The sequence below is a fragment of the Leucobacter sp. NPDC077196 genome, assembly GCF_040687075.1.
GTDB lineage: Bacteria > Actinomycetota > Actinomycetes > Actinomycetales > Microbacteriaceae > Leucobacter.
On the sequence record NZ_JBFBML010000005.1, the window covers coordinates 149,171 to 161,157 of the forward strand.

The 11,987-nt window shown below is 67.7% G+C and carries 11 protein-coding genes; 4 read left to right on the plus strand and 7 right to left on the minus strand.

Translation table 11 applies throughout. From position 1 onward, the window contains the following. Positions 1-6: 6 nt before the first annotated feature. From paaZ to AB0O71_RS07535, 5 genes are all read right to left on the minus strand, one after another. Entirely contained in the window at positions 7-2,046 is a 2,040-nt protein-coding gene (gene paaZ / locus AB0O71_RS07515) for a phenylacetic acid degradation bifunctional protein PaaZ (protein ID WP_363743910.1), read from the minus strand. 35 nt (positions 2,047-2,081) lie between these two features. After that, positions 2,082-2,972: a 3-hydroxyacyl-CoA dehydrogenase family protein gene (locus tag AB0O71_RS07520; protein ID WP_363743827.1), complete on the minus strand. Its 891-nt coding sequence runs from the start codon at positions 2,970-2,972 to the stop codon at positions 2,082-2,084. Continuing rightward, positions 2,969-3,715 (minus strand): enoyl-CoA hydratase/isomerase family protein, encoded by a 747-nt coding sequence (locus tag AB0O71_RS07525; protein ID WP_363743829.1) that lies wholly within the window; start codon positions 3,713-3,715, stop codon positions 2,969-2,971. Before AB0O71_RS07525 ends, AB0O71_RS07520 begins: the two co-directional genes overlap by 4 nt. Then, positions 3,712-4,917, minus strand: coding sequence for an acetyl-CoA C-acyltransferase (locus tag AB0O71_RS07530; protein ID WP_363743831.1), 1,206 nt, complete (start codon positions 4,915-4,917; stop codon positions 3,712-3,714). The genes AB0O71_RS07525 and AB0O71_RS07530 overlap by 4 nt, the downstream gene beginning before the upstream one ends. Positions 4,918-5,070: 153 nt before the next feature. Next, positions 5,071-6,366: a diaminopimelate decarboxylase gene (locus AB0O71_RS07535; RefSeq protein WP_363743912.1), complete on the minus strand. Its 1,296-nt coding sequence runs from the start codon at positions 6,364-6,366 to the stop codon at positions 5,071-5,073. Positions 6,367-6,653: 287 nt separating this feature from the next. Between AB0O71_RS07535 and AB0O71_RS07540 the strand changes: the two genes are divergently transcribed. Genes AB0O71_RS07540 through AB0O71_RS07550 form a run of 3 tightly spaced genes read left to right on the plus strand, consistent with a single transcriptional unit; the run spans position 6,654 to position 9,408 of the window. Next, on the plus strand, positions 6,654-7,898 hold the full coding sequence (locus AB0O71_RS07540) for an amino acid permease (RefSeq protein ID WP_363743833.1): 1,245 nt from the start codon (positions 6,654-6,656) through the stop codon (positions 7,896-7,898). Further along, the gene (locus AB0O71_RS07545; protein WP_363743835.1) at positions 7,898-8,800 is read left to right on the plus strand and encodes an acetamidase/formamidase family protein; all 903 of its coding nucleotides are present in this window, start codon (positions 7,898-7,900) and stop codon (positions 8,798-8,800) included. The genes AB0O71_RS07540 and AB0O71_RS07545 overlap by 1 nt, the downstream gene beginning before the upstream one ends. Beyond that, entirely contained in the window at positions 8,797-9,408 is a 612-nt protein-coding gene (locus AB0O71_RS07550) for a response regulator transcription factor (RefSeq protein WP_363743837.1), read from the plus strand. The genes AB0O71_RS07545 and AB0O71_RS07550 overlap by 4 nt, the downstream gene beginning before the upstream one ends. A gap of 27 nt (positions 9,409-9,435) precedes the next feature. Here the strand turns inward: AB0O71_RS07550 and AB0O71_RS07555 are convergent, their stop codons facing one another. Then, positions 9,436-10,086 (minus strand): maleylpyruvate isomerase family mycothiol-dependent enzyme, encoded by a 651-nt coding sequence (locus AB0O71_RS07555; RefSeq protein ID WP_363743839.1) that lies wholly within the window; start codon positions 10,084-10,086, stop codon positions 9,436-9,438. A gap of 23 nt (positions 10,087-10,109) precedes the next feature. After that, a complete protein-coding gene (locus AB0O71_RS07560; protein ID WP_363743841.1) occupies positions 10,110-10,373 on the minus strand; it encodes a hypothetical protein in 264 nt (87 codons plus the stop codon). A 209-nt stretch (positions 10,374-10,582) separates the two neighbouring features. Between AB0O71_RS07560 and AB0O71_RS07565 the strand changes: the two genes are divergently transcribed. After that, on the plus strand, positions 10,583-11,914 hold the full coding sequence (locus tag AB0O71_RS07565) for an MFS transporter (protein WP_363743843.1): 1,332 nt from the start codon (positions 10,583-10,585) through the stop codon (positions 11,912-11,914). Positions 11,915-11,987 lie beyond the last annotated feature (73 nt).

An 11,987-nucleotide genomic window follows, 5' to 3' on the forward strand; every position in this document is an offset into this window, starting at 1 on the left:
GGGCTGTCAGGCGGCCACCGCCTCGTGCGTCTTCGACACCAGCGTCAGCACGTCGTAGGTGGCGACGATCTCGCCCTCCTGGTTCGTGAGCACCGCGTCCCAGTGCACCTCGCCGTACTCTTCCGTCTCGCGCGGAATGATCTGCTTCGCCGTGAGCGCGACTCTGATGCGGTCGCCCGGCGATACGGGCGTGATGAAGCGGAGGCTCTCGAGGCCGTAGTTCGCGAGCACCGGCCCCGGCTCGGGTGAGACGAAGAGGCCTGCAGCGAATGACAGCAGGAGGTAGCCGTGCGCGACGCGGCCCGGGAAGAAGGGGTTCGCAGCCGCGGCCGCCTCGTCGGTGTGGGCGTAGAACGTGTCGCCGGTGAAGTCGGCGAAGTGCGCGATGTCGTCGAGGGTGATCTCGCGCTCCTCCGATACCACCCGATCGCCGACGCGCAGCTCCTGCAGCGATTTGCGGAAGGGGTGCGCCTCATCGCGCGTCGCGGCTCCTGCGTGCCACACTCCGGTGATCGCGGTGAGCATCTCCGGGCTGCCCTGGATCGCCGTGCGCTGCATGTAGTGGAACACGCTGCGCACGCCGCCGAGCTCTTCACCGCCGCCCGCACGGCCGGGGCCGCCGTGCACCAGGTTCGGCAGCGGCGAACCGTGGCCGGTCGAGCTGCGCGCGTCGGTGCGGTCGAGCACGAGCATGCGTCCGTTCGCAGCAGCGCTCATGCGCGTGAGGCCGGCGACGAACTCGGGGTCGGCCGAGGCGACGCTCGTGACGAGCGAACCGCCGCCGCGCACGACGAGCGCGGCCGCCTCCTCCGGCGTCGCGTACCCGATCACCGAGGCCACAGGCCCGAACGCTTCGGTGTCGTGCACCCGGGGCGCCCAGGCGTCGTCGAAGCGGAGCAGGATGGGCTCCAGGAAGGCCGTCTCCTCGCCCGGATTCTGACCGTCTCCGAGCGCGATGCGACCACCGCCGTCGACGAGCGCCTGCACCTGCCGCAGCACCTCGTCGCGCTGCTCGATCGAGGCGAGCGCGCCCATGGTGGTTCCGTCCGCGCGCGGATCGCCGACGACGACCTTCGACGCGATCCGATCCCGCACGGCGGCGATGAGCGGGTCGACCAGCGTGAGCGGCACGATGGCGCGGCGAATGGCGGTGCACTTCTGCCCGGCCTTCGAGGTCATCTCCGCGACCAGCTGACGCACGTACGCGTCGAACTCCGGCGTCCCGGCCACCGCGTCCGGGCCCAGTACCGAAGCGTTGATCGAATCGGTCTCCGCGCTGAAGATCACGCCTCCGGCCTGCACCGCGTCGTGGCGGCGCAGGCCGTCGGCCGTCGACGCCGAGCCGGTGAATGCGACGACGTCGCCGAGACGCGAATGGTCGAACACCTCGCGGATCGATCCCGTGACCAGCTGCAGGGATCCGGCGGGCAGCAGCCCGGATTCGACCATGATGCGCACGAGATGCTCGGTGACGTACGCGCCAGGCGTCGCCGGCTTCACGATGGTGGGCATGCCGGCGAGAAAGGCGGGGGCGAGCTTCTCGAGTGCGCCCCACACCGGAAAGTTGAAGGCGTTGATCTGCACCGCGACGCCCGGGAGCGTGGTGCGAATGTGCCGGCCGAGAAACGTGCCATCCTTCGACAGGGGCTCGACGGGACCGTCCAGCTGCACGCGCGCGTTCGGCAGCTCGCGCCGCCCCTTGCCCGAGTAGGTGAAGAGCACGCCGATGCCGCCGTCGATATCGACCCAAGAGTCGGCCTTCGTGGCGCCCGTTCGCGTCGAGAGCTCGTACAGTTCGGCCTTGCGCTCGGTCAGGGCCAGCGCGAGCTGCTTCAGGATCACCGCGCGCTGATGGAAGGTGAGTTCGCCCAGATGGCGCTGGCCGACCGTCCGTGCGTATTCCATCGCACCCGCGAGGTCGAGACCCTCGCTCGACACGACCGCCACCGGTTCTCCCGTGGTTGCGTCCCGCACCTCGGCGCCTCCGGCGGTATCGGCCGGGCTCCACCAGGCGTCGTGAACGTAGCTCTGCAGCGTGCGGGTCATCGGGGAGTCTCCTGTCGTGCTGGTGCTGGTGCTGGTCATGCCGGCCAGTCGTAGAAGCCGCGGCCGCTCTTGCGTCCGAGGCGCCCGTCGGCCACCAGGTCGCGCAGCAGTTGCGGCGGGGCGAACGTCGGGCCGAGATCGCGTTCGAGCTGCTCGGCGATGCCGAGTCGCACATCGAGCCCCACGATGTCGGTGGTGCGCAGCGGACCGACGGGGTGCCGGTAGCCGAGCTCCATCGCCAGGTCGATATCGGCGGCCGATGCGACGCCCTGTTCGACCATGCGGATCGCCTCGAGCGCGAGCGCCACGCCGAGGCGGCTGGAGGCGAATCCGGGCGCGTCGTGCACGGTGATCGGCGTTTTGCCCAAGGCGCGCGCCCAGCCGGCCGCGACCGCGGGCAACTCGGGCGCCGTGCCGGCGCTCACCACGACCTCGATGAGCGATGAGGCCGGCACCGGGTTGAAGAAGTGCAGTCCGACGAACCTGTCCGGGCGGTCGAGGGTCTCGGCCAGTCGGGCGAGCGGGATCGACGAGGTGTTCGACGCGATCACGGCATCGTGCGGGAGCTGCCGCTCGATCTCCGCGAGCGCCTCGGTCTTGAGCTCGAGCGATTCCGGTACCGCTTCGATCACGAGCGAGCAGGCGCCGAACGCCGTGATGTCGGTCGCGACCGTGAGTGCCTGCTTGAGCAGCGCAGCGTCGCCCTCGTGCCCGCGCGCGATCGATGCGTCGATGCTCCGCTCGATGCGCTCGCGCGCCGAGTCGGCTGCCGCGACGTGCTGCTCGACCACCACCACGTAGGCTCCCGCGAGCAGGAAGGCGTGCGCGATGCCGCCGCCCATGCGGCCGCCCCCGAGCACGCCGACGCGTGCGGGAACGGTGTCGATGCGCGGATTCTCGTTCGCTGCGTTCACTGCTTCGTTCATCGCTGCTGCTTTCGCTCGAGGAAGGCGGTCATGCGCCGATGCTTCTCCGGGCTGTCGAAGAGGATCGCCTGTTCGGTGAGATCGATCTGCGGATGGGCGGAGCGGGGCGCGTCGAGCACTCGCTTCGACGCCTGCACCGCAGCCGGGTCGAGTGCTGCCACGCGCTTCGCAATGGCGACCGCCGTCGCGAACGCCGCGTCGCCGTCGGCGTGCAGGTGGGTGACGAGGCCGGCGGCGAACGCTTCCTCGCCCGAGAGGATGCGGCCGGTGAGCACCATCTCGGCGGCGATGCCCTCGCCGGCGATCTCCCGCAGCCGCCAGCTCGCTCCGGCCGCCGCGATGATGCCGAGGCCGGGCTCCGGGTTGCCGATCGTGAGCGACTGCGTGCCGATGCGGATGTCGGCGCTGTACGCGAGCTCCGCGCCCCCGCCCAGCGTATGTCCCTCGAGCACGGCGATCACCGGCATGGGGAGCGCGTGCACGCGCATGAACGCGCGGGTGTTGATGCCGGCGCGGGCCTCGGCGGCCCTCCGCTCCCGCAGCTGCGCGATGTCTGCGCCGGCTGCGAAGCTGCCTCCGGCCCCCCGCAGCACCAGCGTGCGGGGGTGCGCTTCGAGCGAGGCGCACAGCTCGTGCAGTGCGTCGATCAGGGCGAGATCGATCGCGTTGCGCTTCTCGGGCCGATCGAGGGTGGCCAGCACGAAGCCGTCGCGATCCTCGACGCGCAGTGCCGCGCCGGTCACGAGCTCACCCGCTCGATGATCGTCGCCGTTCCCTGGCCGACGCCGACGCACATCGTCGCGAGGCAGTAGCGCGAGCCCTCGCGCTCCATGCGGCCGAGCAGCGTCACGAGGAGGCGCGATCCCGAGGACCCCAGGGGGTGACCCAGTGCGATGGCGCCTCCGTCGGCGTTGACTCGGGCCGGGTCGAGACCGAGACGGCGCATGCACGCGAGCGACTGCGATGCGAAGGCTTCATTGAGTTCGATCGATCCGATGTCGTCGATGGTGAGTCCCGCGCGGGCGAGGGCCTTCTCAGTCGCGGGAACCGGGCCGAGGCCCATGATCTCCGGGGCGAGGGCTACGGAGACGCTGGTCACGATGCGGGCGCGCGGCACGAGGCCATGATGCTCCACCGCCGCTCCGCTGGCGACGAGCAGCGCCGAGGCGCCGTCGTTCAACGAGGAGGCGTTGCCGGCCGTCACGACGGTGCCGCCGTCGACGACGGGGCGGAGCCGCGCGAGCACCTCGGCGGTCGTTTCCGACCGGGGCCCCTCGTCGGTGTCGACGATCCGGGTCTCGCCGTGCCGTGCCGCGACCGTTACCGGCACAATCTCGTCGACGAATCGACCGGCTGCAATCGCGTCCAGTGCGCGGCGGTGGCTCTCGACCGCGAACGCATCGGCGTCGTCGCGAGTGACGCCGTCGATTCGTGCAACCTCCTCAGCGGTCTCGGGCATCGAGTACGTCGCCTTGTCTCGGCGCTGCAACTCGGGGTTCGTGAAGCGCCAGCCGATGGACGTGTCGAACTGGGCGCCCGGTTTCGCCCACGCCCGATCGGGCTTCTGCTGCACCCAGGGCGCGCGGGTCATCGATTCGACGCCCCCGGCGATGATGAGGTCGGCGTCGCCCGCGCGGATCGCCTGCGATGCGTTCGCCACCGCCGTCATGCCCGACGCGCAGAGTCGATTGACCGTGTAGCCCGGCACGCTGTCGGGGAGACCCGCGAGCAGGGCTGCCATGCGGGCGACATTGCGGTTGTCTTCGCCGGCCTGATTAGCGGCCCCGAGGATCACCTCATCGATCTCTGACACCGGCAGCCCGGTGCGGTCGACGAGAGCTCGCACGGCGATGGCCGCGAGATCGTCGGGCCGCACCGACGCCAGCGCGCCCCCGTACCTGCCGACCGGCGTGCGCACGCCGCCAACGAGAAATGCCTCTGGCATGGGCGATGACCTCCGTGTCTGCCCGCATCAGCCGAATTAGTGACTGATCGTTCGGTAATGAATACCAGGATAGGGTGCGGCGTCAGCGGGTGCAAACGACGGGCCGGCCCGGAAGTGCACGTCGGTGAGCCGTTCTCCGTCGAACAGGAGCAGCTACTCGGTGGCGACGGCCGTGAGTTCCAGATCGAGCTGCGCCTCGCGCACGACCGAGAATTCCGGGCGGGCTCCCGCGGCCATCGAGACGCCGTAGACCCCGGGCACCGGCAACGAGTTGTACGCGAACGGGTTGCTGGCGTAGTACGCACCGGTGTCGAGGAGTGTCACGATGTCGCCCGGAACCAGTCGCGGCAACTCGCGGCCGCGCGCGACGAGGTCTCCCGCGAAGCAGCACGGGCCTGCGACGTCTTGAACGACGGCGGTGCCGGTGGGCTTCGCCTCTCCGCTCTCCGTGAATCCTTCGATGCGCAGCGGCCACGCTTCGGGCATGAAGACAGTGCGCGTCGCGATCTGCGCACCAGCATGAGTGATGGCGATGTCCCGACCACCCACCTGCTTCGTGTACTCCACGTACGCGGCGATGAAGCCGTGCTTCGCCAGAATGCTCCGACCGAACTCGGTCACGATGGCGTAGTCGCCGGAGAACAGGCGGGAGGCGCCCTCGTGGAGCTCGGCGACGTATTCGTCGAACGCAGCGATGGGGGCGTCGGTCTCGAAATCGACGGGCAGTCCTCCGCCGATATCGAGGGTGCGCACCTGCGCGAAGCCTGCGCGCAGGTTCACTTCGTCGGCGAATCGCACGAGCTCGTTGACGCCTCGTGCGATGAGCGGCAGAGGGCAGCCCTGCGAACCCACGTGCGTGTGCGCTCTTCGCAACCAGGGATTCTCGAGATACGCCGCGATAAGTTGCTCACGCATGCCCGGGTCGTCGAGGGGTACACCGAACTTCGAGTGCACTCCTGCAGTGCTCATTGCGGCGATGCCGCCCGTACCCACCTGTGGATTCAGTCGGATCCCGATTTCGGAGGTCGAGGGCGTCTCGCTCAGAATCTGCCGCACTCGCTCCAGCTCCTGGAAATTATCGATGTTCAGCGAGACTCCGAGCTCGAGCGCACGGCGAAGCTCCTGCCACGACTTGGCAGGCGAATCGAACACGATACGTTCGGGCGCGAACCCGGCACGAAGGGCCGCAGTCAGCTCGCCGTTGCTGGCGACTTCGGCGCCCATCCCGAGCTCACGCAGTCGGGTGAGCACCGGCACCAGCGAATTCGCCTTGACCGCGAAGGCATGCAGCGTAGTCAGGTGCGACGGGAAGGCGTGCATGAGGTGCTGCACGTTCGACGTCACCCGCTCCCAGTCCATGAAAGCGGCGAGCGGCGCGCGCTGAGGGTGCAGCAACCCGTCGGCAATAGCCGCTTGCAGTATGCGGGACCGTCGCCCGGTATCGCTCATGATCGTCACTCGTGCACTCCATCTTCGTATGCGGGGCTCGGCGTCACCGTTGCCCGACTCTGCTGCAAGGCTAGGATTCTCAGGGGCCCGGCGGATCCGTCCTCCGGGATGACTTCTCCCTCGAATTCATACCGAGAGGATGAGCTTCCGCCACGCACGAGACCATATGGTGAAACGTGTCCTCGTGAAGCTGCATCGGACAAGCGCTCGCACGCGTGGCGACATCACGACGGCAATAGCGGGCGGCCCCCGGCGCGCATTCGATCAATGATGAAGAAAGACATGACATGACTACCGCTTCCGTTCCGGGCACTGCAGCCCAGACAGCGAATACCAAGCAGCACGGCACCACGATCACCTTCTTGCAGGGTGTGGCGATCATCTTCGGCGCGAACATCGGCGCAGGCATTCTCGCGCTTCCCTACGGCGCGAGAACCGGCGGCATCCCCGCTCTGCTGATCGCACTCGCGATTGCAGGCGTGCTGACGACGGCATCCATGCTGTACATCGCCGAGGTCGCGCTGCGCACGAAGGAGCCGCTTCAGCTCGCAGGGCTGGCGAAGAAATACCTCGGGAACACCGGATCGTGGTTCGTCTTCGCCGGTGTCGTCGTCAACGGGCTCGGAGCGCTGATCGCGTACGCCTCGGGCAGCGGGGGCATTCTCTCCGCGATGCTCGGGATTCCCGAGGCGCTCGGGAGTCTCTTGTTCTTCATCCCCGGCGTGATCGTGGTCTGGTTCGGTCTCCGAGCGACCGGTCGCTCGGAGCAGGCGATCACGACCGCGATGCTCGTGCTCATCCTCGTGCTCTGCACGTGGACGTTCGTCGGGCCAGGCATCGAGTTCAGCAACATCTCCTACGTGCAGCCGTACTTCATCATCCCGATCGTGAATCTCGCGGTGTTCGCGTTCATCGCGCAGTACACGGTCCCCGAACTGGCGCGCGGTCTCGCCCAGCACAACCCGCGAGCACTTCCCAAGGCCATCGTGGTCGGCATGTGCGCGACCGGCTTCCTGCTCGCGCTCGTCCCGCTCGCGGCGCTCGGAATGATGGGGCCGGACGGCATCACCGAAGTGGTCACGGTCGCATGGGGCCGCGAACTCGACGAGGTCGCGTATTACCTGGCGAACATTTTCGCGGTGCTCGCGATGATGACCTCGTTCTGGGCGATCGCGCTCACCCTAATGACCAACGTGTTCGACCGCTTCAACTGGCCCTCAGAGCGTGCGCCCGGCTACCGGGTTGCCGCGATCCTGCTCGTCACGGTCCCACCGCTGCTGATCGGTGTATTCAAGCTCGCGGGGTTCGTCTCCGCGCTCGGGTACGCGGGAGGCTTCGCCGGTGCGATCATGTCGGTGATTCCGGTGCTCATGCTGCACAAAGCTCGCAAATTCGGCGATCAAGAGCCTGCTTGGAAAGCTGGATGGATCTCGCACCCGATCATTCAGGCGGCGCTCATCATCGTCTTCGGCCTCGCATTCGTCTACTCGCTCGTCTCCGCATTCGGGCTCGTGCCTGACGGCTGGGCGTGATGATCCGCGTTCCGGCAACCTCCGCGATCACTGCATTCTCGGCGGAGCACGCTCCGGTCGCGGAGGTCGGGCTCGGCGAGATCTTCGAATGCGAGACCGCCGACTGCTACGGCGGTCAGATGAGGTCCGAGGCGGTGCTCCGCCCCCAGATCGACATGGCGCGGTTCAATCGCGCGACGGGCCCGGTGCGCATTGCCGGAGTGCAGGCCGGGGATGCGATCCGCATCGACGTGCATGCGATCGAGATCGCGGACCACGGTGTCATGGCGCTTTCGCCGGGGCTTGGCGTGCTCGGCGAACGCGTGTTCCGAGCGGACACGCGCATCGTGCCCGTCTCTGGCGGCCACGCCTGGATTACGCCAGGCACACCGGTCCCCGTCGCTCCGATGATCGGCGTTCTGGGCGTGGCGCCGGAGGGTGCGGCGGTCGGATCGTCATGGCCGGGCGCGCACGGGGGAAACCTCGACACGCGCGTGCTGCAGGCCGGCTCCTCACTGGTGCTTCGCGCCGCGCACGTCGGCGCGCTGATCGCGGTCGGCGACCTGCATGCGGTGCAGGGCGATGGCGAGCTCGGCGGTACCGGGGTCGAGATCGCCGGGAGGGTTCGGCTGAGCGTCGAGCGGGTGACGTACGCGGGACGGCTGCCCGCCGTGCGGCATGACGTGGGGCTGAGCGTGCTGGCGAGCGCGGAAACGCTCGACGAGGCAGTTCGCCTGGGGTTCTCTGAGGCTGTGTCACTCATCGAGGCCTGGCGAGGGCTGAGCTGGGAGGACGCGTACCGCACGACGAGTGTGATCGTGCATACCGAAGTGAGCCAGATGGTGAACCCGCTCGTCACTGCTCGAGTGACCATTCCACGCGAGTGGTGCCCTGCAGACCTCTACGCAGACGTGCCGCAGTGAGCGACCGGCGCACCGTACTGCTCGTCGAGGATCATCCCATCGTGCGCCTCGGACTCGCGACACTGCTCGGCGCTCAAGACGACTTCGAGATCGTTGCGGAGGCGGCGTCTGCCGCGGAAGCGTTGGCAGCGGTCGCCCGGTGTCGCCCCGATCTCGTCATTCTGCCGCTTCGGCTCGGGGGCGTCCGTGACGGTCTCGAGTTGTGCCGCGAGATCAAATCGATGGATCACGGGTCGAAGGTGATGATGTACACCTCGTACACGGGCAAGTCGGACGCGTCGCTCGCCTTTCTCTCGGGTGCCGACAGCTTTTTGACCAAGGAACACGCGGAAGGCCGCCTCCTCGAGACCGCCCGTGCGACGGCGCAGGGGAACCGTGTGTGGGATCTCAACTCCGACACGGACGAGAGCGCGCGCAAACTCGAAGTGCGTGTGCAGGCGTCGTCCTTGACGCGCCGTGAGCAGGAGATGCTCGGCTTCATGCTGCAGCGGTACTCGAACTCCGAGATCGCTCGAGAACTGTTCGTGAGCATCCCGACGGTGAAGACCCACGTTTCGAATGTGCTGCAGAAACTGGGAATCGAGAGCCGGAAGGATCTCTTCGAATGAGCGGGAGCGCGTGCCCGCTCGTCGCCGTCATCCCTCGGCAGCGCGTCGCGCGGTGAAGGCGCCCGCGCCCGCGCCGAACAGTTCCGATGACTGAACGGGGCGGCCGGAAACGGCGAGCAGAAGCGCGAGGGCTGTGCCGCGCACTTCGGGCCCGGTACCCGAGGAGAAGTCCGCGTCGACGGCGACCAGGCGGAACCCTGCCGCACGTTCGCGCCCGCCCCCCATAGACGTCGAGGTTCTGAGCTGATACCGCAAGGCGGGCAGCACGTGCTCGAGCGGATACGCGCGTTGTACGCCGAGGGGGCGACGCAGATCTTCGCCGTGCACGACGACCTCGACGAGTCGCGTTGCCGCAGCCGCCGGGGGCGTCTTGGTCGCGGTCACGATCCGATCGAACTCGGCCAGCGTCGTCGCTGGGTTCGCGCGGCGCTCGCGCTCGATGCCGATTGCGTTGTCGCGATCGAAATCGAATCGCGCCGCGACGAGTCGACGGATGAACCCCCATCGGGTCGTCTTGGCCGAATCGATCAAGTGCGCCACGACGTCGTGCACGTCCCAACCCGGGCACAGGGAGGCCTCGGCCCATTGCTCAGCAGCGATTCCTCCGAGGTCGGCGCTCAGCGAACGGCGTTCTCGGTGCACGGCGTTCCACACGGTCGACCATTTCTGCGAGGGCATCCCGAAAGTCGATTCGGCACGGGTCAGTAGCCGCGCACCGACACCGAGAACTTCCAGTCAATGACACCGCGGTCGGTCATTATGAAGCACTGGCTCGCGCGCGTCCACGAGGAGTTCATCGTGACGCGCTTCGTATCGCATGCAGCCTTCGAGGTGAAGTTGGTCGGATACAGGTACGAATAGCCTCCGGCGGCCTGGGCGGGTGCCGCGATCGCCACCATGCCTCCGGCAGCGAGTGCGATTGCGGCGGCACAGCCGGCAAGAGTCTTCCGAGGTTTCAGTGACATGATTCAGCTCCTTCGCGTGAAAACAGTAGGCCGCCAGCGTAGCGAGCCGCCCAGAGCGTCGAAGGGGCGTTGAGAAATGCGCCCTTGCTGGTGTATCACCGCGACGGCGGTCCGTTTCGATCCTTCTCGCACGGGGTCCATTCGTGTACGCTCTATTACTGGCCGAACGGTCGGTAACTTGGCCGTCCCAAACGAACAACGGAGTTCACATGACCATGACTGCTGCTGCCAAGCAGACGGAACGGCGGAAAGTGCTCGCGGGCACCGTCGTCGGTACCACCATCGAGTGGTACGACTTCTTCATCTACGCGCAGGCGGCGGGCGCCGTCTTCGCCACCCTCTACTTCGCCCCCGCGGGCGAGACCGTCGGGCAGATCGTCGCCTGGGCGTCGCTCGGCATCTCCTTCCTCTTCCGGCCCCTCGGCGCGATCGTCGCCGGACACCTCGGCGACCGGCTCGGGCGAAAGCGCATGCTGGTGCTCACGCTCGTCCTGATGGGGCTTGCCACCGCGCTGATCGGCGTCCTGCCGACCTACGCTCAGATCGGTGTCGCGGCGCCGGTGCTGCTCGTGCTGCTGCGCGTGCTGCAGGGGTTCTCCGCCGGCGGCGAGTGGGGCGGTGCCGCGCTCATGTCGGTCGAGCACGCCCCCGAGAACAAGCGCGGGTTCTTCGGCGCGTACCCGCAGATCGGCGTGCCGCTCGGCATGATCCTCGCCACTGCGACCATGTGGGTCATCACAACGTCGCTGACCGAGGAGCAGTTCCTGAGCTGGGGATGGCGCCTGCCGTTCCTCTTCTCCATCGTGCTGATCCTGGTCGGCTACTTCATTCGACGCGCCGTCGAAGAGTCGCCGGTGTTCAAGGAGCTGCAAGAGCGCAAGGGCGAATCGGCCGCTCCGCTCAAGACGCTCTTCTCGAAGCATGCCAAAGAGGTGGTGCTCGCAGCGCTCATCTTCATCGCAAACAACGCGGCCGGCTATCTGCTCATCGCGTTCTTCTCGGCGTACGCCACCCGCCCCGAAGCCGAGGGCGGCCTCGGGCTCGAGCGGCCTCCGGTACTGCTCGCCACGACGCTGGCTTCGTTCGGCTGGCTCGCGTTCACACTCTTCGGCGGCATCATCTCGGATCGCATCGGGCGCGTGCGCACCTTCCAGATCGGCTACGTGCTGCTGGGCATCTGGGCCGTGCCGATGTGGTTCCTCATCGACACGGGCGACATCTTCATGTACTTCCTCGCCCTGTTCGTGATGACCATCGGTCTCGGGCTCTCGTACGGCCCGCAGGCCGCGCTCTACGCGGAGATGTTCCCCGCTGACGTGCGCTACTCGGGCGTCTCGATCGGGTACGCGATCGGCGCGATCTTCGGCGGTGCATTCGCTCCGCTCATCGCGGATCTCGTGTTCGGCGCCACGGGAGCGTCGTGGACGATCGGGCTCTACATACTCGGTGTCACGATCGTCTCGCTCGTCGCCGTGTCGCTCGTGAAGGAGCCGAAGGGCGTCGCGCTGAACACGCGCTCGAACGAGGTCGTGTCGGTCTAACCGCTCACTCCTCGACGCAGTGCGGCAGAAGGTCCGTTCCCCAGCTCTCGGGGAATGGACCTTCTGTCGCATT